General features: G+C 69.7%; 18 protein-coding genes. 4 read left to right on the forward strand and 14 right to left on the reverse strand.

Annotation, left to right across the window (positions count from 1 at the left end; genetic code table 11):
- Positions 1 to 208: 208 nt before the first annotated feature.
- Complete coding sequence (locus ACZ4XD_RS14935; RefSeq protein WP_468042122.1) at positions 209 to 1,084, forward strand: hypothetical protein; 876 nt, start codon at positions 209 to 211, stop codon at positions 1,082 to 1,084.
- A 30-nt stretch (positions 1,085 to 1,114) separates the two neighbouring features.
- Here ACZ4XD_RS14935 and ACZ4XD_RS14940 read toward each other — a convergent pair whose 3' ends face one another.
- Positions 1,115 to 1,810: a GntR family transcriptional regulator gene (locus tag ACZ4XD_RS14940; RefSeq protein ID WP_468042124.1), complete on the reverse strand. Its 696-nt coding sequence runs from the start codon at positions 1,808 to 1,810 to the stop codon at positions 1,115 to 1,117.
- 174 nt (positions 1,811 to 1,984) lie between these two features.
- On the opposite strand from ACZ4XD_RS14940, the gene ACZ4XD_RS14945 reads away from it, so the two are divergent.
- On the forward strand, positions 1,985 to 2,824 hold the full coding sequence (locus ACZ4XD_RS14945; protein ID WP_468042127.1) for a (2Fe-2S)-binding protein: 840 nt from the start codon (positions 1,985 to 1,987) through the stop codon (positions 2,822 to 2,824).
- Between the two features lie 46 nt (positions 2,825 to 2,870).
- Here the strand turns inward: ACZ4XD_RS14945 and ACZ4XD_RS14950 are convergent, their stop codons facing one another.
- The 13 genes from ACZ4XD_RS14950 to ACZ4XD_RS15010 all read right to left on the reverse strand — a co-directional run bounded on the left by ACZ4XD_RS14950 (position 2,871) and on the right by ACZ4XD_RS15010 (position 24,283).
- Positions 2,871 to 3,869, reverse strand: coding sequence for a 3-oxoacyl-ACP synthase III family protein (locus ACZ4XD_RS14950; protein WP_468042129.1), 999 nt, complete (start codon positions 3,867 to 3,869; stop codon positions 2,871 to 2,873).
- A 26-nt stretch (positions 3,870 to 3,895) separates the two neighbouring features.
- Positions 3,896 to 4,810: a 3-hydroxybutyryl-CoA dehydrogenase gene (locus ACZ4XD_RS14955; RefSeq protein ID WP_468042131.1), complete on the reverse strand. Its 915-nt coding sequence runs from the start codon at positions 4,808 to 4,810 to the stop codon at positions 3,896 to 3,898.
- Between the two features lie 43 nt (positions 4,811 to 4,853).
- A complete protein-coding gene (ccrA, locus tag ACZ4XD_RS14960; protein ID WP_468042133.1) occupies positions 4,854 to 6,179 on the reverse strand; it encodes a crotonyl-CoA carboxylase/reductase in 1,326 nt (441 codons plus the stop codon).
- A gap of 39 nt (positions 6,180 to 6,218) precedes the next feature.
- A complete protein-coding gene (locus ACZ4XD_RS14965) occupies positions 6,219 to 7,502 on the reverse strand; it encodes a homoserine dehydrogenase (protein WP_468042136.1) in 1,284 nt (427 codons plus the stop codon).
- Between the two features lie 99 nt (positions 7,503 to 7,601).
- A complete protein-coding gene (locus ACZ4XD_RS14970) occupies positions 7,602 to 9,953 on the reverse strand; it encodes an amino acid adenylation domain-containing protein (protein WP_468042140.1) in 2,352 nt (783 codons plus the stop codon).
- Positions 9,950 to 10,747, reverse strand: coding sequence for an alpha/beta hydrolase family protein (locus tag ACZ4XD_RS14975; RefSeq protein ID WP_468042145.1), 798 nt, complete (start codon positions 10,745 to 10,747; stop codon positions 9,950 to 9,952). The genes ACZ4XD_RS14970 and ACZ4XD_RS14975 overlap by 4 nt, the downstream gene beginning before the upstream one ends.
- A complete protein-coding gene (locus tag ACZ4XD_RS14980) occupies positions 10,744 to 11,757 on the reverse strand; it encodes an NAD-dependent epimerase/dehydratase family protein (protein WP_468042147.1) in 1,014 nt (337 codons plus the stop codon). The genes ACZ4XD_RS14975 and ACZ4XD_RS14980 overlap by 4 nt, the downstream gene beginning before the upstream one ends.
- Positions 11,758 to 11,760: 3 nt before the next feature.
- Positions 11,761 to 13,068 (reverse strand): cytochrome P450 family protein, encoded by a 1,308-nt coding sequence (locus ACZ4XD_RS14985; protein ID WP_468042150.1) that lies wholly within the window; start codon positions 13,066 to 13,068, stop codon positions 11,761 to 11,763.
- Positions 13,065 to 14,360 carry an MFS transporter gene (locus ACZ4XD_RS14990; protein WP_468042153.1) on the reverse strand — a complete coding sequence of 432 codons (1,296 nt, stop codon included), beginning with the start codon at positions 14,358 to 14,360 and terminating at the stop codon, positions 13,065 to 13,067. The genes ACZ4XD_RS14985 and ACZ4XD_RS14990 overlap by 4 nt, the downstream gene beginning before the upstream one ends.
- Positions 14,347 to 17,970 (reverse strand): type I polyketide synthase, encoded by a 3,624-nt coding sequence (locus ACZ4XD_RS14995; protein ID WP_468042155.1) that lies wholly within the window; start codon positions 17,968 to 17,970, stop codon positions 14,347 to 14,349. Before ACZ4XD_RS14995 ends, ACZ4XD_RS14990 begins: the two co-directional genes overlap by 14 nt.
- Before the next feature lie 32 nt (positions 17,971 to 18,002).
- A complete protein-coding gene (locus tag ACZ4XD_RS15000) occupies positions 18,003 to 21,425 on the reverse strand; it encodes a non-ribosomal peptide synthetase (RefSeq protein WP_468042158.1) in 3,423 nt (1,140 codons plus the stop codon).
- A gap of 56 nt (positions 21,426 to 21,481) precedes the next feature.
- Positions 21,482 to 23,131: a condensation domain-containing protein gene (locus ACZ4XD_RS15005; RefSeq protein ID WP_468042160.1), complete on the reverse strand. Its 1,650-nt coding sequence runs from the start codon at positions 23,129 to 23,131 to the stop codon at positions 21,482 to 21,484.
- 30 nt (positions 23,132 to 23,161) lie between these two features.
- Positions 23,162 to 24,283: a cytochrome P450 gene (locus ACZ4XD_RS15010; RefSeq protein WP_468042162.1), complete on the reverse strand. Its 1,122-nt coding sequence runs from the start codon at positions 24,281 to 24,283 to the stop codon at positions 23,162 to 23,164.
- A gap of 887 nt (positions 24,284 to 25,170) precedes the next feature.
- On the opposite strand from ACZ4XD_RS15010, the gene ACZ4XD_RS15015 reads away from it, so the two are divergent.
- Positions 25,171 to 26,220 carry an aldo/keto reductase gene (locus ACZ4XD_RS15015; RefSeq protein ID WP_468042165.1) on the forward strand — a complete coding sequence of 350 codons (1,050 nt, stop codon included), beginning with the start codon at positions 25,171 to 25,173 and terminating at the stop codon, positions 26,218 to 26,220.
- Between the two features lie 283 nt (positions 26,221 to 26,503).
- Complete coding sequence (locus ACZ4XD_RS15020; RefSeq protein WP_468042167.1) at positions 26,504 to 26,680, forward strand: hypothetical protein; 177 nt, start codon at positions 26,504 to 26,506, stop codon at positions 26,678 to 26,680.
- Positions 26,681 to 26,726 lie beyond the last annotated feature (46 nt).

Here is a 26,726-nt window from a genome sequence, read left to right on the forward strand (position 1 = left end):
GGTTGCCGGGCGCCCCCGCGGTCGACGAGCCGGGGGAACCATGAGGTGGGACCATGGGCGGAAGCCGGGGGCCAGGGTGTTCCATCACGCCCCACAGGCCCCGAGAATGGCCGCAAGTCGCACTGTGAGGCGGCGGCAGGGACTTGGATGCTGGTCCGGGACCAGCTGAGTCCCCACCCACTGGCACAGCCTTGACAGGAGGCCATAGATGACAGCAGGAGTGACGAATACGACCGCTGGAACGGACTGGGGCAAGGCAGATTTCGAGGCGATTTACAACTGCCCGGATCCCCGTCGGTACTTCACCACACTGAACCCCCTGGACTACCAGATTCCGCACCACGGCCAAGCGGTCTTCCGCGCCGTGGCCGAGACCCTCCAGCGGCACCGGAGCGACCGCCCACCACTGAACGTCGTCGACCTCTGCTGCTCGTACGGGGTCAACGCGGCGCTGCTCAACCACCGACTGTCCCTCTCGGACCTCTACGACCACTACGCCGCGCCCGGCGCCGGCATGCCGACCACCCGCCAACTCCTCGAAGCGGACCGCACGTTCTTCGCCACCCGGCGGAACGCCGCGCCCTTCCGGATCACCGGCATCGACGCGGCCGACCGCGCGGTCGCCTATGCCCGGGCGGTCGGGCTGCTCGACCACGGATTCGCGGAGAACCTGGAGCTCGACGAGCCCAGCCCGGAGCTGCGGCGGGTCCTGGCCGGCACCGATCTGATCACCGTCACCGGTGGCGTCGGCTACATCACCGCGCGTACCTTCGGTCATCTCTTCGACCATGTCTCCGCACCGCCGTGGGTCGCCGCATTCGTCCTGCGCACGGTGTCCTACCAGCCCGTCTCCGCACTGCTGGCCCGGGCCGGCCTGGTGACGGAGAAGCTCACCACCCGTACCTTCCGGCAGCGCCGGTTCGCCGACGGCGGCGAGCGCAAGGCGACATTCGAGGCGCTGGCCGCCCGCGGCCTGTCCACCGCGGGCAAGGAAAGCGACGGCTTCTACCACGCCGAGCTCTATCTCTCCCGGCCCGCCGCCGATGTCGCGGCGCTGCCCCTGGAGGAGCTGCTTCCCGGCTGAGTCAGCGGACGGCACCCGCCGAGGCAGGACCTAGTGCGGGTGCCGGGCCACCGAGAGATGTTCGCGGGCGATCCGCTCGACGACCGCGTACTCCTGGGCCACCAGGGCGTCGAGCAGCGCCGTGTGCTCGGAGGCGTCGGCCAGCAGCTCGGCCGTACGCGGCCGGTGACCGCCGGCCGGCCACTGGGCGCGGCGCAGCAGATCGCCGGCGACCTCGGTGAGCCGGCGGTTGCCGGTGAGCGACATCAGGGCGACGTGGAAGGCGTGGTCGGCCTCGGCGTAGCCGGCCCGGTCCCCGCGGGCCGCGGCGGCCACGCCCGCCACGGCGAGCGGGCGCAGCTCCTCCCAGCGCTCCGGGGCCAGCGCCCGCGCCAGCCGGTTGATCGCGGGCACCTCCAGCATCCTGCGGACCTCGGCCAGCTCGGCGAGGTCGCGGGAGCTGCACTCGGCGACCCGGAAGCCGCGGTTGGGCACGACCTCGACGGCGCCTTCGGACGCGAGCTGCTGCATGGCCTCCCGGACCGGGGTCGCGGAGACGCCGTAGCGCTCGGCCAGCGCGGGGGCGGAGTAGACCTCGCCCGGGGTCAGCTCCCCACCGGCCAGCGCGTGGCGCAGCGCGGCCAGCACCTGACCGCGGACGGAGTGCCGCCGGGGCGCGGCGGGACCGGGCTGCGCGGGCACCCATGCCCGCGCGACCGGCTCCTGTTCCGCTGTGCCCTGTTCCATGACGGATCCTCCTGACGTATCCCAGCACCATAGGCGGCGCGGGCCACAGTACAAATCCGTGCGCCGGTCCCGGAACCTCACCTGACTGCCGGGACTGACGCCGATCGAGCGCGGGTAAGTTTCGGGTAAGGTAAGCCTTACCTGTCTAACCTTCGCGATTCGGTGGTCTCCCCCATGACTTCTGCTCTCGCCGCCCCGGCCGCGACCCACCCCGTCGCCGCGGCCTACGCCCGGCTCTCCGAGGCATTCCCCGGGCTGCGGGTGACCACCTGGCACACGGCGCCGCCCAGCGGCGACGGCTGGGTCTGCGCGGCCGGGCTGGCGGCCGGCGGGGAGACCCTCGATGCCTTTCTCGCCTGGGACGACGCACAGATCATCCGGGACCACGGCCGCCCGGCCCGGCCGGACGTGGTCGCGAGCTTCGCGCTGCACCGCTACGCCTGGCCGGCCTGCCTGCTGATCACCGTCCCCTGGTTCCTGCACCGCCGGGTCCCGCGGCTGCCCGTCCAGGACGTCTCGATGCAGCGCGAGTGGGGCCGGATGGCGGTGCGGATCAGCGCGTTCGCCTGCCTCCCGGACGATCCGGCGGCCGCGCTGCCCGGCGCCCGGGTGGTACCGGACGAGGAGGCGCTGGGCGCGGAGGTCCGGGCCGCGGTGGCCGGGCATCTCGGGCCCGTCCTGGAGGGTTTCCGCACCCGGATGCGGCGCGGGCCGCGGGCGCTGTGGGGGATGGCGTCCGACGAGATCGTCGAGGGCCTCTGGCATGTGGCACGGCTGCTGGGCGAGGAGCCGCGGGCGGTGGCCGCGCTGGAGCGGCTGCTGCCCGGCGCCACCGCCCCCTACGTGGGGAGCGCGGGCTTCCGTGCGCTGACCGGCCCCCGGGGCGAGACCCTGGCGACCCGGGACCGCGTCAGCTGCTGCATGTACTACACGCTGCGCCCCGACGACACCTGCCTCACCTGCCCGCGCACCCGCGACGAGGACCGCGTCCAGCGCCTCACGGCGACCACCTGACGCCGGCTCAGGGGCCCTCAGCGATTCCAGGACCGAGCGGCCGGTGTCAGGCGGTGCTGACCCAGCGCATCAGTCCGGCGCCGATCGACATCCCGCCGCCGAAGCTCCCCACCAGCACCAGGTCGCCGTCCTTGAGACAACCGGCCTTGTTGGCCTCGTCGAGGGTGAGCGCGGCGGAGGCACTGCCGACATTGCCGTACCGCTCAAGGGTCCGGTGCGTGAACGCGTGGGCCAGACCGGCGCGTTCGACCAGCTCGCTGAGCAACACGCCATTGGGCTGGTGCGGGACGAAGTGCTGGACGGCGTCCCGGCCGATGCCGGTCTTGGCGCAGAGCCGGTCCACGAAGGGCGGGAAGTTCTCCATGACGAAGTCCCGGACGCCCCTGCCTTCCATGCGGAAGTAATGACGCCCCTCCGCGAGGGTCTCGGGAGAGGTCGGCATACGGCTGCCGCCGCCCTCCACCCGGATCAGGTCATGGGCGTCGCCCCGGCTGCCCAGCTCGAAGTCCACGAAGCCGTATCCGTCCGGTACTTCGCCCACGACGGCCGCACCGGCACCGTCGCCGAGCAGCACGGCCGTGCGGCGGTCGGAGAAGTCCAGGATCCGGGAGTAGACATCGGCGGCGACCACCAGCGCGTGGCTGCCGGGGTGGGAGGCGATCAGACTGCGCGCCAGCTCCAGCCCGTAGACAAAGCCGCTGCACACCACATTGATGTCGAAACAGGCCGCGGCATCGGCACCCAGTCCCCGCTGCACGTGATAGGCGGTGGGCGGCTGCGGGGAGTCCGGGGTCGAGGTGGCGAGGATGAGGTAGTCGATCTGTCCGGCGGCAAGGCCGGACCGCTTGAGAGCGGCGGTGCCGGCCTGCAGACCGAGATCCGATGTCGCTTCGTCGGCGGCGGCGTAACGACGCCCGCCTATCTGTGTCTTGCGTGCGATCCATTCCTCGTCGACGCCGACGCGTGCGGCCACCTCGGCATTGCTGACCTGCCGCTCAGGTACGTACGACCCGGTTCCGAGGATTCCGATGGGCTGCTGGGACATTCCGCTTTCCTCTCGTCGGGCGTCCGTCATGCGTAGCTGTAGAAACCACGGCCGGTCTTCCTGCCGAGAAGCCCGGAGTCGACCATGCGGGAGAGCACCGGCGGCACCGCGTGGACCGGCTCCTTGAACTCCTCGTAGAGCGCCTGGCTGACGGCAGCGACGATGTCCAGCCCTATGAGGTCGGCCAACGCCAGTGGCCCCATCGGGTGGGAGCAGCCGAGCGTCATGCCCCGGTCGATGTCCTCGGCCGGGGCGAACCCGGACTCGAACATCCTGATGGCGGAGATGAGATAGGGAATCAGCAGGGCATTCACGACGAATCCGCTGCGGTCCCCGGCACGCACCACCTCTTTGCCCAGGACATCGGTGACGAATGCCTCCGTGACCGCACCGGTCCGCTCGTCGGTCAGCAGCGAACTGATCACCTCGACGAGCGGCAGCACCGAGACCGGGTTGAAGAAGTGCACGCCCACCACCCGGCCCGGCGCTTCGGTCGCCCGGCCCAGTTTGGCGATCGGAATGGACGAGGTGTTGGAGGCGAGAATGGCCTCCGGATCCTGCACCACCTGGTCCAGGGTCCGGAAGACCTCCAGCTTGGTGGCCTCGTCCTCGGGTGCGGCTTCCAGCACCAGCTGCCGGTCGGCGAGGGACCCGAGTTCGGTGCCGAAGGAAACCCTGTCCATGACGGCCGCACGGCCGCTGTCAGTGATCTTCCCCTTGCGTACGCCGTTCTCCAGCGACCGCTCCAGCCGTCGCCTGCCCCGTGCCATGCCCTGGTCCCCGGAGGCCACGATGCGCACCTCACGTCCGGCCCGGGCACAGGCTTCGGCCAGTCCGGCGCCCATGACACCGCAGCCGACCACCCCCACCCTCAGGATGCGCTGCGCGGCGACGGCAGCGGACTCGGCCGGCGCCACCGCCGGCACGTCCGCCACACTCATTGCGTCTATCACTTGCTGCGACATGGTGATTGCTTCCGTTCGATCAGAGGTCGCGCAGCGGGTTCAGCTGTGCGGCACCTATCCGTTCGCGCAGGCGCGGATCGGTCACCCCGAGTCCCTCTTCGGGAGCCAGGCAGAGCACTCCGACCTTCCCCGTGTGCCGGTTCTGCTGGACCAGACGCGCCGCCTCGCCCACCTCATCGAGCGGATAGAGCGTGGAAAGGACCGGGGCGAGCCGGCCCAGTTCGAAGAGGCGGCCGCATTCGGCCTGTTCGTGCAGATTCGCCGCGTGGCACCCGAGGATCCGCTTCGAGTTCATCCACAGGTACCGGTTGTCGTACTGGTGCTGGTATCCGGTGCTGGAGCCGCAGGTGACCACCGTCCCGCCGCGTCGCACCACGAAGACGGAGATCCCGAAGGTGGCCTGGCCGACATAGTCGAAGGCCACATGGGGGTCCTCGCCGGTCTCCCGGCGAATGATCTTCCCCAGCCGCTTCGCCCGCTCGATGGTCTCCTCCGGGGTCGCCGGACCGTCCAGACCGATCTCGGCGCGATTGATCACGACCTCGCAGCCAAGGGCCCGGGCAGCCTCCGCCTTGGCCTCGGAGCCGACCACACCGACGGGGATGCCGCCCGCGTTGCGCACCAGTTGTACGGCGAAGGCGCCAAGGCCACCGGTGGCACCCCAGACGAGCACGATGTCACCGAGTTTGATCCGGGCACCCTTGTCGCCGATCAGCATGCGGTAGGAGGTGGACGCGGTCAGCATGCTGCTGCCGGACTCTTCCCACGTGAGGTGCGCCGGCTTGCGGATGAGCTGACTGGCCTTGGCCACCGCATAGTGTGCCAGGCCGCCGAAGTTGGTCTCGTAGCCCCAGGCCCGCTGGCCCGCGCTGAGCATGCTGTCGGCGTGCGTGGCGGGTTCGTGGTCGTCGGTCTGGATACACGAGACGAGGACATGGTCGCCCGTCCGCCAGCGGTTGACGCCGGCACCGGTGCGGACCACGACCCCGGACGCGTCGGATCCGACGACCTGATACGGCCGGTCGTGGCGCGCGTGAAACCCGCCGAGCTTGCCGTAGCGCTTGAGGAACTGGAAGGTGGGGAGCGGCTCGAACGTCGCCGACCACACCGTGTTGTAGTTGATGGAGCTGGCCATCACCGCGATGAGGACCTCGTCCGGCGCCAGCTCGGGCATGGCCACCGGGCCGACCTGGAGGGACTTGCGTACGTCCTTGTCCTCCACTCCCTGGAACATGCTGGTGTCGGCCGCATTGAGGTGTGCGGCCACGTACGCGTCCGGCACGGGCTCGCGGGCGATTTCCTCCGCGGATGCACCGTTCAGTACGGCCTCGGCCAGAGAATCCATGGCAATCTCCTTCATTTTCGGCCGCTCGGGGAGCGGAAATCAGGTCCCCTCGACGCGGATGACGCTGGTGACACGACGGACGTGGTCCATGTTTCGAAGGGCGAGCACCGCAGCGGACAACGCGGCTTCCGTAGTGGGGTAGGTGGACATGGCCAGTGCGCAGCCGCCGTCCTGCTGCCGCTGGGAGAAGGTTTCTATGGACACGCCGTGCCGGCCGAAGACGGTGGCCACCTCGGCGAGGGCGCTGGGCCGGCCGGCCACCTCAAGGATGAGGTGGTGACGAGTGGTGACTTCCGCCATGGGAGACACGGTGAGTTGGTGGTACGCCGCGTCACCGGGACCTGTGATGCCGGCCAGCCTGTTGCGGCACACCGCGACCAGATCGCCCAATACGGCGCTGGCCGTGGGCGCGCCACCCGCGCCGGGGCCGTAGAACATCAGCTGCCCGGCCGCCTCGGCCTCCACGAAGACGGCGTTGAACGCACCGCGTACCGCTGCCAGCGGGTGGCTCAGGGGAACCATCGCCGGGTGGACGCGAGCGGTGACGGACGAGCCGTCGGCGCTGCGTTCGCACACGGCGAGGAGCTTGATCACGCAGCCCGCGGCCTTGGCGTTCTCGATGTCGGCCGCGGTGATGGCGGTGATGCCCTCCCGGTGCACCTCGTCGAGGCGTACCCGGGTGTGGAAGGCGATCCCGGCGAGGATGGCGGCCTTGGCGGCGGCGTCGTAGCCTTCGACGTCGGCGGTGGGGTCGGCCTCGGCGTAACCGAGGGTGGCCGCTTCCTTCAACGCCTGCGCGTAGTCGGCGCCGAGGGAGTCCATCCTGTCGAGGATGAAATTGGTGGTGCCGTTGACGATGCCGAGGACACGGGTGATCCGGTCTCCGGCCAGGGACTCGCGCAGCGGTCGCAGCAGCGGGATGGCGCCGGCGACGGCGGCCTCGTAGTACAGGTCCACTCCGTATGCCGCGGCGGTGGCGTGCAGCGCCGCTCCTTCCGCGGCGATCAGCGCTTTGTTGGCGCTGACCACGGAGGCACCGTGCTCGAATGCGGTCGTGATCAGGTCACGGGCGCGGTCGGTCCCGCCGATGGCCTCGATCACGACATCGACGTCGGCGCGCTTGACCAGCTCGTCCGCGTCGGTGGTGATGAGGTGTTCCGGCACACCGGGACGGGGCAGATCGGCCTGTCGGACGGCGATCCCGGCGAACTCCACCGGGGCACCGATGCGCGCGGTGAGGTCGGCCGCATGTCTCGCCATGTAGCGGGCGACATCGCTGCCGACGACCCCACAGCCCAGCAGCGCTACTTTCAGTGTGCGCATGTGCGACTACTCCGCTCCGAAGGCGTAAATGGACAGGGAGATGCGGCGGATGCCGGCCGGACACGGAAGGCTCGTGCCGGGCCGGCGGTCCGGAGAGGACTACGCCGTGATGAGTGCGGCGATCGCCTGCACGGACGGGTCCTGGAGGATCTTCCTGATGCGCAGCCGCACGCCGCTGCGCTGGTGGATCTCGTTGATGAGTCGGCTGATCAGCAGGGAGTTGCCGCCCAGCTCGACGAAGTCCTGCTCGGCGCCGACCGACGAGACCCCCAGAAGCTCGGCGAACAGCCCGGCCACGAGACGTTCCTCGGGCGTGGACGGCTCCCGGCCGGCCGGCGTCACCTGCGCTTCCGGCTTGGGCAGCGCCTTTCGGTCCAGTTTCTCGTTCGAGGTGAGCGGAAGCTCGTCCAGGACGACGAACGCGGTGGGCACCATGTAGTCGGGCAGCGCGGCCACCGCCTGCGCACGGAGTTTGTCGAGGTCCGGATCGGTGCCTGTCACCGGGACGAGGTACGCCACCAGTCGCTGGTCACCGGGCACGTCCTCGCGGACGAGGCAGACCGCCTGGCTGAGCTGCCCGTCCCGCAGCAGCACCGACTCGATCTCCTCCAACTCGACCCGGAAGCCACGGATCTTCACCTGGTGGTCGAGCCGGCCGAAGAACTCGATGACGCCGTCGGCACGCCAGCGGGCCGCGTCTCCCGAGCGGTACATGCGGGCACCGGGCTCCCCGAACGGATCGCTGAGGAAGCGCTCGGCGGTCAGTTCGGGCCGGCCCAGATATCCCTCGGCGAGCTGCACACCGGCGAGGTACAGCTCACCGGTCACCCCGGGGGGCAGCATCCGGCGCTGCTCGTCGAGGACGTACAGCCAGGTGTTCCAGACCGGACGTCCGATCAGCACCGGTCCCGGCTCGGGGTTCCTCGGGCACAGCATCGAGGTGACATCCACCGCGGCCTCGGTGGGGCCGTAGACGTTGAACAGGTCGGCCTCCAGCACGGAGGCGAACCACGCCTGCAGCTCGGCGGGCAGCGCCTCGCCACCGCACACGACACGGCGCAGGCTCACACACTTGGCCGCGTCGGGTTCCTGGAGGAACACCTTCAGTCCGGAGGGCACGAAGTGGGCGATGGTGATGTTCTCGGCCACGATGGTCTCGGCCAGGTAGGCCGGGTCGCGGTGCCCGTCGGGGTCGGCGACCACGATCGACGCCCCCGCCAGCAGCGGCCAGAAGACCTCACGCACCGTCACATCGAACCCGGCCGGGGTCTTCTGCAGCAGCCGGTCGTCGGGACCCAGCGGGATCTGGTGCTGCATGTGGTGCAGCCGGTTGGTGATCGCACGGTGGGCGACCACCACGCCTTTGGGACGCCCCGTGGAGCCCGAGGTGTAGAGCACATAGGCCGGAGCGTCGGGAGTGAGCGGGGCCCGCCGGTCGGCGTCGGCCGGCGCACTCGGGTCGGCCGCCGCCAGGCGGGTCCGGGTGGTCTCGTCGTCGAGCACCATCTGCTCGGCGGCCACCAGGACGGAGTCCGACAGCGCGGCAATGGTCACCACGTGCGAGACGCCTGCGTCGGAGAGCACCTGGTTGATGCGCTCCACCGGATAGCCGGTGTCCACGGGCAGGTAGGCAGCACCCGTCTTGACGATGGCCAGTGCCGTGACGACGTAGTCGATCGAGCGGGGCAGCACCATCGCCACGATGTCCCCGGCGCCCGCGCCACGGCCGATCAGCAGCCGGGCGATCCGGTTCGCCCGCGTGTCCAGCTCGGCATAGGTCAGCCGCTCGTCGTAGTGGGTGAGGGCGAGCCGGTCGGGGTGGGCGGCGACGTTGGCCTCCACCAGCTCCGGAAGCGTGAGCTGCGGAACCTCGTGCGCGGTGGCGTTCCACTCATGCATGATCCGGTGGTGTTCCGCCGGGGTGAGCAGGTCCACCTCGCCCACCCCGGCAGCCGGACCCGCCCCGGCCAGACGCTCGGCGAAGTGGCCGATACGACTGGTGTGTTCGGCCAGCTGCTGGTGCGTGAAGCGGTCGGGGTGGCCCTTGGCCTCGGCCCACAACACTCCCTCGCGGTGCGCGAAGTGGAAGGCCAGGCCCTCCACGGGCGCCGTGTCGTCCGCGAGGAAGACCTGGGCACTGACCGGTGGCGCGTCGTCCCCGGGCTGCGCGGACTCGCCCGCCCGGCCCCGGAGTTCCCGTACCCGGGCCACCAGGTCGGCGACGGTCGTCGTGGGTTCGACGGTCAGCCGCACCGCCCCGGAGTCCACAGCGAGCACCAGATCGCGGGCCGCCGTCATCCTGTGCTGATAGGCAGCGGTGACAGCGACCGCGAGATCGGTCCAGTCGGCCGTAACAGCCTCAAGGAGTGCGCTGATGGCGACCTCGCGCGGGGCGGAGGCGTCCTGTGGATCAGAGTCCGTGTATTCCACTCGAATCTCCGTTGCGGTCATGCTCCGCGCTCCTGGAGAAAGCGGTGCGTGGCCTCGGCCACGTCCGGGTTGCTCAGCATCTCCTCGGTGCCGACCGGGAAGCTCCGCTCCCAGAGGGCGTGCGGGGCGCCGGGGCTCGACTGCGCCGAGGTCAGCGCGCCGGCCGTGCCCCAGCTCTCCTCGGGGCTCAGCTGCCGGGCGGCGAACAGATAGGAGACATACGAGCGGAAGAGCCCCAGCAGGTCCTCACTCGTCTCCTCATCGAACTCCAGCCGCTCGAATGCGACACCCGCGGCGGTCTCGTACAGCTTGATCACCTGGCGGGCGAGGGAGTCGAAGCCCTCCCCTGCCGTCTCACACAGGGCCCGCGCCTCCGCGATGTAGCCCTCCCGCTCCTCCTCGGACAGGATCGACATCGTGTCGACCGTCTTCTTGAAGTCGCGGTACAGGGACATCTGGTCAACCGGTTCCGGATCGAACAGCAGAAGGGCCGGCCTGGTGCCCTGATCCTTGGCGATCTCGTCGGCCAGCGCCGCGGCGAACACGCCGCCCACGCAGTAGCCCATGACGGTGTCCACGTGGCCGCGCACACCCTCGGGCAGCTCCCGCCACCCCTGGAGGTAGCTCTCGGCGGACACCAACTCCTGGTCGGCGTAGTCCGGTTGGGTGGTCTGCCAGATTTCCCGGTCCGGCTTCAGCAGTGCCGCGAACTGGCGGAATCCCGCCTCCGGTCGCGCCGTCGAGTCGAAGTCGACCGCCAGGACGGCCTGCTGCGGATTGCCTTCACTGATGCGCCGCCAAGAACCCGCGTTCAAGACTCTCCCCCCTTCACCCGTTCCAGCAGCTCGGCCTCCTCGGCCGGAGTGAGCCCTGCCTTGCGCTCGCGGTCCAGGCCCAGTTCGCGCTCGTGCGCGAGGACCCCCGCGACGACCTCCGCGAACGGGCGATGCCGGAAGCCGGCCGCGGCCGACCGGGCGTGGTCGTGCGCCATGAATCCGTAGTCCACCGGTGGCACCCACAGCGGCAGCGACTTGTCACCGCGCCATACCTGCACCCCGGCCGACTCCAGCTGGTCCTCGGGCACCGGGACCAGCTCGGTGTCCGGCGGGCCCACCGCCGCGGCGATGTCGGCCAGGACCTGGCCCAACGGGCGGGTGGGGCCGACACCGTTGTAGGTGCCGCCGAGCCCGCGTTCGCCCGCGTCGACGATCCAGGCGGCCATGTCGCGTACGTCGACGTACTGCGTGGGCTGTCCGAGGCTGTCCGGTACGGCGACCCGGCCGCCCTTCGAGATCCTCGCGACCCAGTAGCCGAACCGGTCGGAGAGGTCCCCCGGGCCCACGATCAGCCCGGAGCGCACAATGAACGCACGGTCGCCCATCGCCTCGCGCACCGCGTTCTCGCTGGCCACCTTGATGGAGCCGTACAGATGGGGGTGCTCGATCCGCACCTCCTGGTCGGCGCCGCTCTCTACGGGCTCGTGCAGCGCCGCGTCCTCGTTCTGGCCGGTGGCCACCGCGTCGGCGTACACGTTGATCGATGAGATGAACGTCCAATGGCCGGCCTGCGAGCCGAGCGCGCTCAGCGCGTCACGCACCCACGGGTACGACATGGCGGCCACGTCCACGACGGCGTCGAACTTCTGCCCGGCCAACGGCTCCAGTCCGTCCGGCCGGTCACGGTCGATCTTGACGAGCGTGGCGCCTTCGGGGACCTCGCCCGACGTGCCGCGGGCCGCGCACACGACCTCGTGGCCGCGCCGCACGCCTTCCTCGGCGATGGCGCGCGACAGGAAGAGGGTCCCGCCCAGTACAAGCATCTTCATGGGTCACACGCTCCCGTGGGCTATCGGGCAGCCGGAGGCTGCGGCGTCACCGGCGTCCCTCGGCAGACGGCGGTCGTACTTCACGGGCAGCGAGGTGAGGCCCCGGCCGACCGAGTTGTCGGCCACCCACTGGGGCTCCTTCTCCGGGTCCAGGGTGAGGCCGGACAGCCGCCGCAGCAGGGTGGGAAAGACCAGGTGACCCTCCAGCCGGGAGAGCGGGGCCCCGGGACAGAAGTGCGGGCCGTGACCGAAGGCGAGGTGACGGTTCTCCTGACGGGTGATGTCCAACCGGTCGGGGTCCTCGAAGACCTTGGGATCACGATTGGCGGCGCCGATCATCAGGTGGACGAACGACTCCTTGCCGATCTCGACCCCGTTGATCTCCATGTCCTGGGCCGCGACGCGCAGGGTGCCGCGGTAGGCCGGCGACTCGTAGCGCAGGAATTCCTCGACGGCCGAGATCACCAGCTCCGGCTGGGCCTTCAGCAGCTCCAGCTGGTCGGGGTGGGTGAGCAGGGCGTGCGTGCCGTTGCAGATGAGGCTGGTGGTGGTGCGCTGCCCGGCGATGATCAGCAGCGACATCGTCGAGGCGACCTCTTCGATGGTGAACCGGCCCTCTTCCTCGGCCGCCCGCAGCAACTGGCTCACGAGGTCCTCGCCCATGTCGGAGCGGCGGGACTCCAGCAGGTCGAGGATGTACTGCTCGAACTGGGAACTGACCTCCTTCAGACGCCTGTTGCTCTCCTCGTCCGCGTAGGGGGCGCCGCCGAGGATGGACGACCAGCTGTAGAGCATCTCCCGGTCCTTGAGGTCCACCCGGAGGTACTCGAAGATCACCATGACCGGCAGGATCCGGGCGAACTCCACCAGGTCGAGCGTGCCCGACTCGGGGAAGTTGTCGATGAGGTCGTCCGCGATCTCCTGGATGCGCGGCCGGATCTTCTCCATGCGACGGGGCACGAAGGACTTGCTGACGAGCCTGCGCAGCCGCGCGTGCTCGGCGCCGTCCGCGATGAGCATGTTGCGGGACTGCACGGGGCTGTTGTCGTACAGCTGGTCGCGGAACCACTTCGGCGTGTTGTCGAGCGACTTCGAGATCCGGGGATCGCCGAACGCCTCAAGGGCCATGTGGTAGTCGGACACGATGTAGGCTTCGGCGCCCGGCGGGTGGTTGATGGCGCGGACCGGGCACTGCTCACGCAGCTCGGCGTACCGTCCGTAGCGGTCCTCAAGAGGCTCCGTGAAGAACTCCGGCGGGAGCGGCTCGTCGGCTGCGCCGCTCTCCGGCACCTCGGTGATGTCCTGTGTCATAACACGTCCTTTGCGGTCTGTCGTTGAGGAATTTCTTCGATCGAGGTCAGCGTCCGGATGCTCCGGCCCAGGGCCGGCAGCGATCCCACCGCGGCGATCGCGGCGATGGTGGCGAAAACCCAGACCGGGCCCCAGGCATCGAAGATCGATCCGATCGCGAGCACGCCGACCGGCGAGATGATCGTGGTGACGAAGAGCATCGCTCCGATGACGCGGCCCTGGAGTTCGTCCGGCACACAGTTGGCGATGTACGTCTGGTACGCCCCCTGGATGAGCGGGCCCCGGATGTACACACAGGCGACGAGCATGCCGAGCGGCAGGACCCCGGGGACCGTCATCAGCAACACGGCCATGACCGGGCCGATCCAGTAGCCGGCGATGAAGATCACCGAAGGGCGCGCGTACTTGATGACCGTCCCGGCCAGCAGGGCGCCGATGAGCGCCCCACTTCCGGCCACCGACATCGTCAGGCCGATGAACGACTCCGACGCTCCCCGGGCCTTGCCGGTGGCGGCGACGGCCAGTGAGATACCGGTGGGGTTGAAGGCCATGTTCGAGAAGGTCGTGGCGATCGTCACGGGGCGCAGCACGGGGTCCCGGATGAGGTACCGGAGCCCTCCGAGCAGCTCCTTCTTGTCCAGGGCGGCGGACGCCGTCCGCGGGGTTCTCCTGACGAACAGCATCAGGAAGGTGGAGGTCACGAAGGAGACGCACGCCCCGAGGAAGGGCAGGGCGCGGGCCGCACCGTACAGGGCGCCTCCGATGGACGGGCCGGCCATGATCGCGCCGTACAGCCTGATCTGGTTCTGCGCGGTGGCCTGGGTGACCTGGTCCGGCCGCACCAGCTGCTTGGCGATGGCCATGCCGGCAGGCATCGACAGGCCGAAGCAGGAGGCCGACACCATCGCGATGCCGAACGTGACGAAGACGTTGACCGGCCCCATGAAGAGCAGCACGGCGAACAGCCCGAGCAGCAGCGCCCGGACCACGTTGCAGCACAGGATCAGCCGCTTGCGGTCCACCCGGTCCGCGAGGATGCCGCCCCAGAACGACATCAGGCCGTTCGCCAGCAGCTGGGCGGAGCCGACGGCCCCGGCGAAGGCGGCCGAGCCCGAGCTGGCCAGGATCAGCAGCGGGTAGGCGATCGCTGCCGAGTGCTCACCGAGCCCGGCGAAGACCTCGCTGCTCCACAGGGCCTGGAAGGACCGGTTGCGCAGGAGCGAAGGCTTCGCCGAGGGCGCCGTTTCCGCTGCGAGCGTCTTGGCCCCGCCCTCGGTGTCATCGAGTGTCATGGGCTGTTCCTTCTTCCGAGGGCGCGTCCTGCCGGAGCGCTCCGAGCAGCGCCGCGGCGAGTTTTGGTACATGTGGCTTCCGGAGCATCGACCAGTGATCGCCACCCACCGGACGGACTGTCACCCCGCCTGCGTACAGGCCCCGGATGCTCCGGCGCAGCAGCTCCGCCTCCCGTGGGTCCACCTCGACCTTGAGCACCACCGCTGGGCAGGTGACCGGCTGTGGCCGGTAGCGGGAGAGCACCCGGAACTTGTCCAGCAGCAGCCCGCGCAGGGCGGGGTTGCGCCGGGCCTGAGCCCCGACCTGGCCCAGGCCGAGTGCGGCGCTCGCCATGAGGCGGAGATGCCCGAGGACGAACCCGGCGTCGGAACCGATGGGCCGGCCCGCCCGGCCCGGCACGTAGGCATCGAGGCAGACCAGCATGTCGACGTCCGCGCCCCGGGCAGTGAGTTGGCGCGCTATCTCGTGCGCCACCACAGCGCCGAAGGACCAGCCGCCGACGGTGTAGGGCCCGGAGGGCTGCGCCCGCAGCAGCGCCTCGACATGGTGGGCCGCGACGTTCTCGACGGACATCCGCGAGGCGTTCGCGCTCCGCGGTTCCAGCCCGAGCACCGGACGATCCGTGTCCAGATGCTCGGCGAGTTCGCGGTAACTGAGCGCGGATTCGGCGGCATCGGCCACCAGGAACAGGGGCCTGCCCGTGCCCTCCCGCAGTACGGCGACGCCCACCGGCGGCGCCGGAGTGCCGGCGTCCCACTGCTGCTCGACCAGTTCCAGCAGATGCCCGAACGTGGGGTTCCGCAGGTACTCGGCGGCCGAGATGACCACTCCGCCCTTGTCCCGGAGCTGGGACATCAGGTTCAGCACCATCAGCGATTCGCCGCCGAGGGCGAAGAAGTTGTCCGCCGCGGACGCCGAGGACACTCCGAGCGCCCTGCACCACAGCTTTTCCACCTGTGCGTGCATCGACAGCCCGCGGTCGGCGGCGGTTGTCCGGCGGTCGCTCCCGGACGCGGGGCGCGGCTGCTCGGTCCGCGGGTCCTGTGCGGCGAAGGGGTGCCCCGGCAGGGAGCAGCGCAGCGGGCGCTCTCCGCTGCCCGCGAGTGTCCCCTCCACGGCGTCGAGGTCGTGCTCCCACAGCGTGCCCAACGCCCGGAGCAGTCCGCTCTCGCCGTCCTCGGGCCGGCCGAGCATCGGCACGCCCGTGTGGCGGGACGGGTCCCACTCCTCGCGGAATCGCAGCGCGCCGAGCATCGTGCTGCCCGGTCCGAGCTCGATGAACGTGTCGCAGTCCGTCCCCAGCAGCGTCTGCATGGCACCGTCCAGCTGGACCGTCCGGCAGACCTGTTCCGCCCAGTATTCGGGACCGCACACGGCCTCCGGGTCGGCCCAGTCGCCGGTGAGGTCCGACACCAGCCGCAGGGTGGGCAGCTGCGTGTGGGTGGCCGTGATCAGCTCCGTCAGCCGGTCGGACACCGGTGCCAGGAGGGGGCCGTGGCCGGCTCGGTCGACGTTCAGCAAGCGCAGGTCCAGGCCCTTCAGGGCGTCGCCCTCCAGCAGCTCCGTGATCTCCGCCGCCGGTCCGGAGAGCACCACCCCGCCCCGGCTGATCATCGACACCGCCACCTGGCCGTCCAGGCGGACGCGGCGCGCCACCTCGTCCAGGGGCGCGTTGACGGCCACCATCCGGCCGGGCTCGGTGACGTGGATCGCCTGCGCCCGCTCGTAGACCAGGCCGGCCGCGTCCGTCGGCGACCAGACCCCGGCGAGGGCGGCGGCCGCATACTCACCGACGCTGTTGCCGAACAGGGCGGCGGGCTTGATCCCCCACTCACCCAGCTGCCGCCCCAGCGCGTAGCCGATCGCGAAAAGCCCCACCTGCTGATGCGCCAGGTCGTTGAACCACTCGGGCGGCACGTCGGTCTCGGTCACGATCGGCGAGAGGTCCAGCGCGTACGTGCTCCGCATGAACTCGCTGATCTCGTCGAACCGCGCGCGGAACTCCGGCAGCAGCCGATGGGCCGGCACGCCCGCCGCGTGTCGCAGCACTCCGTGGCCGGGGAAGAGGAACGCCACCTGCGAGAGGGACTTGGCCGTGGCGGGCTGCGACGCGTCACGCAGCAGCTCGGCCGCCTGGGCCCGGTCCTGCGCGACGACCGCCTGCCGGTGCGCGAAGCGCCGTCGGTCCGCCAGCGTGCGTGCGACCTCAGCCAGTTCGACGGTGCCTCCGGACTCCAGACGACCGGCCAGGTCCTGGCGCAGCCGGCCGAGCGCCTCGGGCGATGCCGCCGACAAGGTGAGGACGTGCGGTCCGGACGGGGTGGCCGGCCGCTCCCGCACGGGGGCCGCCTGGAGGATGACATGGGCGTTGGTACCGCCCACGCCGAAGGCGCTGACCGCCGCGGTGGGCGTCCCGCCCGCGGGCCACGGCCCGGTCTCGGTGCACACCCGGAACGGGGAGGAATCGAGGTCCAGCAGCGGGTTGGGCGCGGTGAAGTGGAGGGTCGGCACCAGCTCGCGGTGCTCGATCATCAGCACCGTCTTGATGAAGCCCGCGACTCCGGCGGCCGCGCTGGTGTGGCCGATGTTGCTCTTGACCGCGCCGAGCCACGTCGTGGTGTGGTCCTCGGGCAGCATGCCGAAGGCGTCGGTCAGCGCGGCCACCTCCACGGGGTCGCCCATCGGGGTGGCCGTGCCGTGGCACTCGACGTAGTCGATCTCCCAGGGGCTGACGCCGGAGACCTGGTGCGCGTGCCGGATCACTTCGCTCTGGCCGGGGATGGACGGCGCGGTGAAGCCGAGCTTGTCCGATCCGTCGTTGTTGAGTGCCGAACCCCGGATGACCGCCGCGATCCGGTCGCCGTCCCGCAGCGCGTCGGTCAGGCGCTTGAGGACGACGACCCCCACGCCCTCGCTGGGAATGGTCCCGGCCGCCTGCGCGTCGAACGGGCGGCAGTGGCCGTCGGGCGAGAGCACGCTGCCCTGCTCGTGGAGGTAGCCCCACTCCCCCAGGGGCGACACGGCGACACCTCCCGCGAGCGCCGCGTCGCATTCGCCGCCGAGCAGCGCCTGGGTCGCCATGTGGATGGCGGTGAGCGAGGTGGAACAGGCGGTCTGCACGGTGACCGCCGGTCCGCGGAGTCCCAGCTTGTACGCCACCCTGGTGGCCACGAAGTCCTTCTCGTGGCTGACGACACGGACCAGCGGGCTGATCCCGTCACCCGCGTCCAGCAGGGTGCGGTCGGATCCCGCGTACACACCGATCCGCCCGGAGAACCGGCCGGGATCGAGCCCCGCGTCGTCGATGGCGGTCGAGGCGCATTCGAGGAAGACCCGCTGCTGCGGATCGATGTTCGCGGCGTCCGCCCGGTTGTACCGGAAGAACGGCCAGTCGAAGTTCTGAGCACCCGCCAGGACCCCCTTGGCGGGTACGAACTCCGGACGCCGTACGAGGCCGGGGTCGGCGCCCTTCGCGACGAGGTCGTCGCTGTCGAAGCGGGTGATCCCCTCGACGCCGGCACGCAGCATGTCCCAGAACTCGCGTACGTCAGCCGCGCCGGGATACCGGCAGGCCATTCCCACGACAGCTATCGCGCGTTCCGCGGTCATGTCCGCGCTCCCCCTGTTCGTCACCGTGCCGCTCACTTGTTCCTTGCCTTCTCGACCAGCTGCAGTACGCCGGCCGGTGTCGGCGTCAGCAGGATGTCGCGCAGCTTCAGCGTCACGCCCAGCCGCTCCTTGACGAGCCGGATCAACTGCACGGCGCCGAGCGAGCTGCCGCCACTCGCGAAGAAGTCGGTGTCGTCACCGATCTCCTGGGGGACGTTGCCCGAGCGGCTGCCCGTGCGCTCGATGGCGTCGCTGAAGAGGGTGGAGATCTGCGCCAGGGCGTCGTCGGCCGCCGGATGCGCGGCCGCCGCGGCGGGGGCGGACTGCCCGGCGGGGACGGCCACTGCCACCAGGGCCTTCCGGTCGACCTTCCCGTTCGGGGTCACCGGGATGCTGTCCACGAGCGCCCAGAGCGTCGGCACCATGTACGCGGGCAGGGTGCCCGCGAGCAGGTCACGCAGCTCGCCGGTGCCGAGTTCGGCGTCCGGGGCCGGTACGACGGCTGCGACGAGCCGCTTCTCGGCGCTGTTGTCGCCGGTGACCACGACCACCGAGTCCTTGACCTTGGCATGGGACTTCAACGCGTCGCTGATCGCGCTGAGTTCGATGCGATAGCCGCGCAGCTTGACCTGGTCGTCGGAACGGCCGAGGTAGGCCAGCCGCCCCTGGGTGTCGAGCCGGACGACATCACCCGTGCGGTACAGCCGCTCCTGGACGTCGGGCGAGAAGTGCCCGAACCGCCGGGCGGTCTCCGCCTCGTCCCCCACGTATCCGTCGGCCAGTCCCGCACCGCCGGTGTAGAGCTCACCGACCGCGCCGGGCGGGACCAGCCGCCCGCGGCCGTCGAGTACGTAGACCCGCGTGCCCGGGGTGGGCGTGCCGATCGGCAGCGGCCCGGAGATGTCCTCGGGCCGGCGCACCGTGTGGGTGGTGGTGAACGTGGAGTTCTCGGTCGGTCCGTAGCCGTTGGTGATGACCAGTTCGGGGTGGCGCGCCAGGGCGCGGGCGGCGTGGTCGTGCGGTACGACGTCACCGCCGGTCAGCAGCTGTTTGAGGGAGCCGAGCGAGGCGGGGGCGAACTCCTCGACCAGGCGGAACAGGCCCGCGGTCAGCCAGGCGACGGTCACCTTGCGTGCCTGCAGGAAGGCGCCCAGCTCGGTCGGCGAGGGCAGCGCCTCGGCCGGGTAGATCTCCAGCGTGGCGCCGGTCAGCAGCGCGGCCCACAGTTCGAGGGTGGAGGCGTCGAAGGCCAGCGGCGACAGCCGGAGCATGGTCTCGCCGGGCCCGGTCCGTACGTAACCGGCCTCGTGGACCAGCCGGATGACGGCGCGGTGCGGAACGCTGACGCCCTTGGGCTCGCCGGTGGAGCCGGAAGTGAACGCGATGTACGCCTGTCGAGCCGGGTCGGCCTCGGGCAGCTCCGCCGGCTCGGCGGCCGTGGCGGACCAGGACGCCTCCCAGGTCGGCACCAGGCCGACGCCCCGGAGCCCTTCGTGACCGGCCGACGCGGGCGCGACCAGGGCCGCTGCCGGTGCGGCCTTCGCCACGATGAGCCTGGTGTGCGCCGCGGGGAGGCTCAGGTCGACGCCGACATACGCGGCACCGGCCGTCAGGGTGCCGAGGACCGCCACCACCTCGGCGACCGAACGCTCGACCCCGACCAGCACCGTGTCCCCCGCCCGGACACCGGCCTCAGCCAGCAGCCGGGCCTGCTCGGCCACGGCCGAGGCCAGCTCGGCGTACGTCAGCTCGACCGACCCGTCGCGGACGGCGGGGGCGTCGGGGAAACGCCGGGCCGTCTCCCGGAACAGTTCGTCCAGGGACGTGGTGGGGAACTCCTCGCGGACCGCGTTGAGGGCGGCGAGCTGTGCCCGGCGCTCCTCCGAGAGGCAGCGCACCTCCGCCAACGCCAGGTCAGCGCCGACCAGTTGGTCGACCGCGGCCCGGAAGTCGGCGATGAATCCGCCGGCCTCCGCCTGGTTCCACACCGCGGTCGCGTACTCCACATGCCCGGCCAGCGACGGCTCCGACCGGCCGACGAGAAGCGTCAGGTCGAACTGTGCTCCACCGCCGTGGCCCTCTTCGATCCGCACGTCCAGCGTCCGGGTCGTCAGGCGTTGCGGCACCAGCTGGTCGTGCATGCCGAAGCACACCTGGACGAGGGGGTGGCAGCCGACGCTCCGCTCCAGCCCCAGCCGGGCGACCAGCTCCTCGAAGGGCAGCTGTCCGGCGTCGATGCTGAGCGTCAGGGACCGCTGCACCGAGCGAAGGTAGTCCGCCGTCGTCGTGTCGTCGTCCACGTCGATCCGGACGGGTACGAGGTTGCCCGCGACGCCGACGAGACGCTCCAGCTCGCTGGTGCCGCGCCCGAGCAGCGGTACACCGATGAGCAGGCTGCGGGCACCGGTGGTCCGGCTCAGCGTCAGGCCGAAGGCGCCGAGCAGCAGAGCGAACGGTGTGATGCCGAGTTCCCGGGCGCGCCCGGCGACCTCCGTGGTCGCGCCGGTGCCGAGGTCGAGCGGGACGCGGGCTCCCGCCGCATCCTGGACGGGGGGCCGCTGACGGTCGGCGGGCAGTTCGAGCACCGTGGGGACCCCGGTGAGGTGGCCCGACCAGAAGGCCGCGTCGCGGTCCCACTGCCCGCCGGCCCGCTGCTCTTCCTGGCTGCGGATGAGGGCGCCCGGGGAGACTCCGGGGCCGAGGGCTGCGGGCGCGCCGCCCTCCAGCTCGTCGTAGTGGGCAAAGATCTCCTTGAGGGTCAGGCCCACCGACCAGCCGTCCAGCACCATGTGATGGGCCGTGAGCACCACGGCCTGTCGCCCGGTCGGGTCGGCGAAGTGCAGGAACCGTACGGCCGGTGCGGCCTTGAGATCGAAGGGGCGGCGCGACTCCTCGTCCGTGGTCCGCCGTACGTACTCCTCGAAGTCGGCCGGGTCGCCGTCGTGCGTGAAGGTGCGGAAATCCGGGGTGTGCTCGTCGAGGACCTTCCGTACGACACCCTCGGCGCCCTCTTCGAAGACGGTGCGCAGCCCTTCGTTGCGTGCGATGGTCGCGGCGACCGCGGCACGGAAGGTGCCGAGGTCCAGCTTCCCCTCGTCAACGAAGGCGGTGAAGACCAGGTTGTAGGGGGAGCCACCCGTGATGGTCTCGATGAGCCACATGCCGCGCTGTGTGTGCGAGAGCCCGTTCGGATCCTGCCCCACCGAAGCGTCGGCCGCCGCGGTCGCGACCGGCCCTTCGGCAACGGCTTCCGCCCGGCCGAGGGCGGTCGTCAGGGGCTCGCCGCCCAGCAGGGCCTTCAGGGGTAAGTGCAAGCCGAGCTGTTCTCGGGCCATCGCGTCCAGGCGCATGGCGCGAAGCGAGTCCCCGCCGAGCTCGATGAAGCTCTGCGTCGAGAAACTCGCGGTGTCCGCATCCGTGCCCAGAACGGCGGAGGCGAGATCATCAAGCGTCATTGGTCAGTCTCCAAAGAGGACGGGGCGGTGGCGATGACCCACGGGATGCGGCCTGGTCAGTCCTGGCCACCGGCCCGCGCGGCGCCGAGCAGTCGGTCGCGGGCGCTGCCGGCGGAACCGGACGCCGCGTTCGCGGACGGGCCGGCGAGCAGCTCGGCGTGTCCGCGTACCGTTCCCGCGCGGAAGAGATCCATCGTCTTGACGACCCGCCCCGAGGCCTGCGTCAGGCGCTCGACGAGAACGATGAGGAGAAGCGAGTCGCCGCCCACGTCGAAGAAGCTGACGTCGTCGGCGATGTCGTCGTTGTGGAGAACCTCTTTCCACAGCGAGCGCACGAGCTCGGTGCGCGCCTCGGGGGTGGAGAGATCTGCCTCGGCGGCGGACGGCTCGGTCACGGTTTCCTCCAGGGAGTGAGAAAGGGCAAGGGCGTACCGACGCAGGTCCGCAAGGAAATCGGACACGGCGTCGCGGTCGTACAGGGCCTTCGTGTAGTCCACGGAGAGCTCCAGCCGCTCACGGCCGGACTCCTTGTTCAGGCGGACGAACAGACCGAGGTCGTACTTCATGTGCAGAGAGGGCAGCGGCTGGAGCCGGCCCACCACGCCCGGGGCGATCTCCATGTCCCCGGGGACCTCGGCCATGTTCACGAGCACCGTCGACAGCGGTGGCCAGATGACATCGCGCTCCGGCCGGACCGCACCGGTCACGGCGTCCAGGGGCACGTCGCCGTCGATGAAGGCTTCCATCGCCCCGATGCGGGCGTTCCGCAGCAGCTCGCGCCAGGTCGTGGTGTCATCGAGCGTCACCCGGATCATGACGGTGTTCATGAACATTCCGATCGCCTCGGCGATGGCCGGGTCACCGCGCCCCGGCCAGCCGAAGGCGAAGAGGAAGTCCCGCTGGTCACCGGCCCGTGCGAGGGTGCCGGCCAGCAGGGCGACGACCGTCATGAAGGGGGTGCAGCCCTCTTCTCCCGCTGCCGTCAGAAGGGCCTTGGTGAGGTCTTCGTCGAATTGGACGGCCATGGTGTCGCCGGCCAGTGACGTGTCGTCGGTGTCCCGCCGGAACGGCAGCTGAACCTCGATCGGTGCGCTGCGAAGACGCTCGGCGGCATCGGGCAGGCGCTCGTCGAGTTCGCCCGCCCCGATCATGGTGATCACTTCACTGGGGTGCGGCGGCGAGCTGAGCACGGGTTCGGATCCGTCCGCCAACGCCCGGTACACGGTGGCGATCTCCGCCATGAGGAGGCTCCGCGACCAGCCGTCGCAGACGATGTGGTGCACGGTGAGGACGAACAGTGTGGTCGCCGGGTCAACCCTGATCACCTCGGCCCTGACCGGCGGTTCGCTCCCGAGGTCGAACGGCGTCCAGCACAGCACATCGACCAGCCGGATCAGTTCCTCCGCCGCCCAGCCCTCCGCCTCCGCGTCGATGAATCCGGCTTCGCCGGGCTCGCCGTCGGTGCGGTACTCGACCCGCCGGTGCTGGATGTCCAGCCGGAACCGGGAGCGCAGCGCCGGATGCCTTTCCAGGACCCGCTGAACCGCGGAGACCAGCAGTCCGTGGTCGATCGGTCCCTTGAATTCCACGACTGCCGGAATCAGGTTCGTGACGCGTAGTTGTTCCACCTGGTCGAGGACCCACAGCCCTTTCTGGGCCGGGTTCGCCTCGTACCACACCGTGCCGGGCAGGTTGTGTGCAGACAATGCAGAACCTTTCGGGGGCACGCAGCGCCCTTATTTTCGGCGTCGCGCCGTGATGGGTACGTGCTTGTAACCGGACGCGAAGTTCGAGATCAGCCGTTCGGGCTTGCCGGCCGGCTGGAACTCCTCGTAGCGGCCGAGCAGTTCCTCGAAGAGGATGCTGATGGTGACCCGGGCGACGCTGTGCCCGACGCAGTAATGCGGCCCGATACCAAAAGCGAGGTGCTTGTTGGGTTTCCGGCGGATGTCGAAGGTGTGACTGTTCTCGAACACCTCTTCATCGCGGTTCGCCGCACCGAGCCAGACCACGACGGCATCTCCGGCGGCAATTTTGGTGCCCCGTACCTCGATGTCCCGCGTGGCGTAACGGAGAATGTGGTTGACCGGGGAGGCCCAGCGCAACGCCTCTTCGTAGGCGGTGCCGTTGACCTCGGGATGCGCCGCCCATTCCGCCAGCACGTCGGAGCCGGTGAATTCGGCCATCACAAAGGTCGGCGCATGCGGTGTGGTGACATTGGCGCCGAGCAGCAGGCTGTAACAGTTCGCCACGATTTCACTGGCGGACATGAGCCGGCCCTCGAAACGCGTCGAGATCAGAACGCTGAGCAGATCGTCGCCCAGATTCTCCCGGCGATGGCGCATGAGGTCCTGGAAATACCCGAAGAGCTCACGGTGGGCCGCCTGCAGCGTGGCCTCCTTACCGCCCTCGTCCTGGAACTCGGGGTCGTCGGCGGCGATGCACACGGTGGTCAGCCGGCTGAGCCAGGCCCAGTCCGCCTCCGGCAGCCCCATCATCGTCCCGGTGACCGACATGGGCAGCCCCAGCATGGCGGTGCCGAAGTCGAAGACCCCGCCGTCGCCCAGCGGTTCGAGCAGGTCGAGGACCTTGGGCCGGATCATGTCGCGCTGCCGGTCCACCGCCTTGACGGCCAGGGCCTTCTTCAGCCGCGCCTGCCGCTCGGTGTGCTGCGGCGGGTCCGTGACGGCGAGCTGCTGACCGCCGGCCGGGTCGTCGGTGCCGAGGAGGTCCAGGAGTGTCCCCCGCTCCGACGTGAAGGCGGCGGCATCACGCAGGACCAGATCCGCGTCGGCGTATTTGACGATCGACCAGAATCCGCGCCGCTCGTCCACCTGGTGCCAGCTGAGGCCGTCCATCGCGCGCATCTGACGCCAGATTTCATGCGCAGTGCCGTCGCTGTACAAATTCGGATCGATGAGATCGGTTAATCCCACATCAACGGGACATCCGGAAATCCGAGCGCCCTGAGCAGAGATGACGGAATCCTTTCATTGATGCGCAGAATGCGCATACGGGAATGGATGACGCCCCAAAGCGCCCGCAGGACTCGCCCCACCGGGCACCGCGTCAACAAACAGCAAATTAATTCAAAAAAACTTCCCGGGGCTTACGCATCCTCCGTGACGCCCCGGAGCTCAACTTGGCGATGATCGAAACATGACTTCTCAACAGGTGTCAACAGCGAATCGCCCTGCCACTTCCCACCGTTATGCCGCTTTAAATGTCCACTACAAGGGCTTCTGTCCGGATTCGATAAGTATGCAGCAGGTGCGGTTTCCCAGCTCTATGGAATTCAAACGCCAACTATTGAATCGACGATCACCTCCGACCCTTGGGTCGAAATCTAGTCGACCCTTCACCAAAATTCGGCCAGCGCACACCACTCCAAATAAACCGGCTTCCCGGTAGGTAACGAGTCGCGTTCGCTGGTTCCCGGAGTTGAGCGCACCGGACCACGTCCGGTCACTCGCGCACCGCCTTCCGTGGCACCTGGCCTGTTTCAGCCAAGAGCACAGCGCAGTATCGGCCGCGCGATGTTTCGCCGGCGCCCTCAACTGCCAACTGTTCAAAAGGTGATCATGTGTATGCTCGTGCACTCGAACGCATCCCCACCCCCCTCCAGCGCTCTCGGCGGCCCTCCACGCCCGCTCCCGCTCTGCCGCACTCCTCCGGTACGGGGTGCGTATTCAGCGCCGAGCGATCCCCATTCATCCCAGTAGCGCGACAACCACGGAGTCACGACATGCGTTATCGCACGCTCGGCGCCACCGGCATCGAGGTGAGCACCTACTGCCTCGGAACGATGAACTTCGGCGCCGTGGGCAACCCGGACCACGACGACTGCGCCCGCATCCTCCACAACGCCCTCGATCAAGGGATCAACTTCGTCGACACGGCGGACATGTACTCGGCAGGAGAGTCCGAGACCATCGTCGGCAAAGCCCTCAAGGACCGCCGCGACGACGTCGTACTCGCCACCAAGGTCCACTTCCAGATGGGCGAGGGCCGCAACCGCAGCGGCAATTCAAGGCGCTGGATCGTCAAGGCGGTCGAGGAGAGCCTCGCCCGCCTGCGAACCGACTGGATCGACCTCTACCAGGTGCACCGCCCGGACTACTCGACCGACCTCGAAGAGACGCTCGGCGCCCTCACCGATCTGGTGCAGCAGGGGAAGATACGGGCTTTCGGCTGTTCGACCTTCCCCGTCGAGGACATCATCGAGTCCCACCATGTGGCCGAGCGCCGGCATCTGCATCGCTTCCGCACCGAACAGCCGCCGTACTCGCTGCTCGCGCGGGGCATCGAGGCCGCGGTGCTCCCGACCTGTCAGCGCTACCGCATGGGCGTACTGACGTGGAGCCCGCTGGCCTTCGGCTTTCTCTCCGGCCAGTACCGCCTGGGACGCGACATCGACCTCTCGAAGGGGCGCGCGGGGATCGTCCCGGCACGCTTCGACCCCTCAATTCCCGTGAATCAGGCCAAACTTGAGGCCGTGGAACAGCTCGCCGGCCTTGCTTCGGACCTCGGCTGCACGCTGCCCGAGCTCGCCCTGGCCTTCGTCACCGCGCACCCCGCCGTCACCTCGGCGATCATCGGCCCGCGGACCATGAAACAGCTTGAGGACGCGTTGAAGGGCGCTGCGGTCACACTCGACGACGCGACGCTCGACCGGATCGACGAGATCGTCCCGCCGGGGGCCAACCTGTACGACCCGAACGCCTCCTGGCCCCCGCCGGCACTGGCCGACCCCGCACTCCGGCGCCGTCCGCTGACCGATCGAGCCGCCGGATGAGTGGTGACATCAACACCTCCCCAGCAACCGGACTTCATCTGTATGTCATCAGGACTTCCAGTAGGCCATTGACACTTGAGCCGGAATTGGGCAAGGATTTCGCCCAAGTCCTTCCTGAGCGTCTCGGGCCCGGTTCGAGCCCGTATCCGCAACCCCGACGGCCCGTTCATCTCCGCCGTCATCCTCCGGGGGTTATCGCTCGCCCTTTCCTGGCGACTTCTTCCTGTTCCTGATTGCCCCGTGCGTCGGGCCCAGGATACGAAGCTACTGTGAGGAGACTCCCGTGAGCCACGATCACGAGGCATCGGAGCAGAACACCGCGCCCCGCGACCTGCTGACCCGGATCGAGACGTACGAACTCCCGGTCACCCGACGCCCGTCTCGTCCGCACCACACGTTCTCTAACAGCCCCGACGGCGAACCCTGCGGGGACAACGACCCCATTTTCCACGGACTCTGATCACCGCTCATCCGGGTCGGTTTTTCCGTCGTCCGCGCACCGGTCC

Source organism: Streptomyces sp. NPDC029466, from assembly GCF_055574515.1.

What these genes read in the sequence shown, in the direction of transcription:
- ACZ4XD_RS14935 (WP_468042122.1), top strand. Translation starts at nt 209, where the DNA reads ATGACAGCAGGAGTGACGAATACGACCGCTGGAACGGACTGGGGCAAG.
- ACZ4XD_RS14940 (WP_468042124.1), bottom strand. Translation starts at nt 1,810, where the DNA reads ATGGAACAGGGCACAGCGGAACAGGAGCCGGTCGCGCGGGCATGGGTG.
- ACZ4XD_RS14945 (WP_468042127.1), top strand. Translation starts at nt 1,985, where the DNA reads ATGACTTCTGCTCTCGCCGCCCCGGCCGCGACCCACCCCGTCGCCGCG.
- ACZ4XD_RS14950 (WP_468042129.1), bottom strand. Translation starts at nt 3,869, where the DNA reads ATGTCCCAGCAGCCCATCGGAATCCTCGGAACCGGGTCGTACGTACCT.
- ACZ4XD_RS14955 (WP_468042131.1), bottom strand. Translation starts at nt 4,810, where the DNA reads ATGAGTGTGGCGGACGTGCCGGCGGTGGCGCCGGCCGAGTCCGCTGCC.
- ccrA (WP_468042133.1), bottom strand. Translation starts at nt 6,179, where the DNA reads ATGGATTCTCTGGCCGAGGCCGTACTGAACGGTGCATCCGCGGAGGAA.
- ACZ4XD_RS14965 (WP_468042136.1), bottom strand. Translation starts at nt 7,502, where the DNA reads ATGCGCACACTGAAAGTAGCGCTGCTGGGCTGTGGGGTCGTCGGCAGC.
- ACZ4XD_RS14970 (WP_468042140.1), bottom strand. Translation starts at nt 9,953, where the DNA reads ATGACCGCAACGGAGATTCGAGTGGAATACACGGACTCTGATCCACAG.
- ACZ4XD_RS14980 (WP_468042147.1), bottom strand. Translation starts at nt 11,757, where the DNA reads ATGAAGATGCTTGTACTGGGCGGGACCCTCTTCCTGTCGCGCGCCATC.
- ACZ4XD_RS14985 (WP_468042150.1), bottom strand. Translation starts at nt 13,068, where the DNA reads ATGACACAGGACATCACCGAGGTGCCGGAGAGCGGCGCAGCCGACGAG.
- ACZ4XD_RS14990 (WP_468042153.1), bottom strand. Translation starts at nt 14,360, where the DNA reads ATGACACTCGATGACACCGAGGGCGGGGCCAAGACGCTCGCAGCGGAA.
- ACZ4XD_RS14995 (WP_468042155.1), bottom strand. Translation starts at nt 17,970, where the DNA reads ATGACCGCGGAACGCGCGATAGCTGTCGTGGGAATGGCCTGCCGGTAT.
- ACZ4XD_RS15000 (WP_468042158.1), bottom strand. Translation starts at nt 21,425, where the DNA reads ATGACGCTTGATGATCTCGCCTCCGCCGTTCTGGGCACGGATGCGGAC.
- ACZ4XD_RS15010 (WP_468042162.1), bottom strand. Translation starts at nt 24,283, where the DNA reads ATGGACGGCCTCAGCTGGCACCAGGTGGACGAGCGGCGCGGATTCTGG.
- ACZ4XD_RS15015 (WP_468042165.1), top strand. Translation starts at nt 25,171, where the DNA reads ATGCGTTATCGCACGCTCGGCGCCACCGGCATCGAGGTGAGCACCTAC.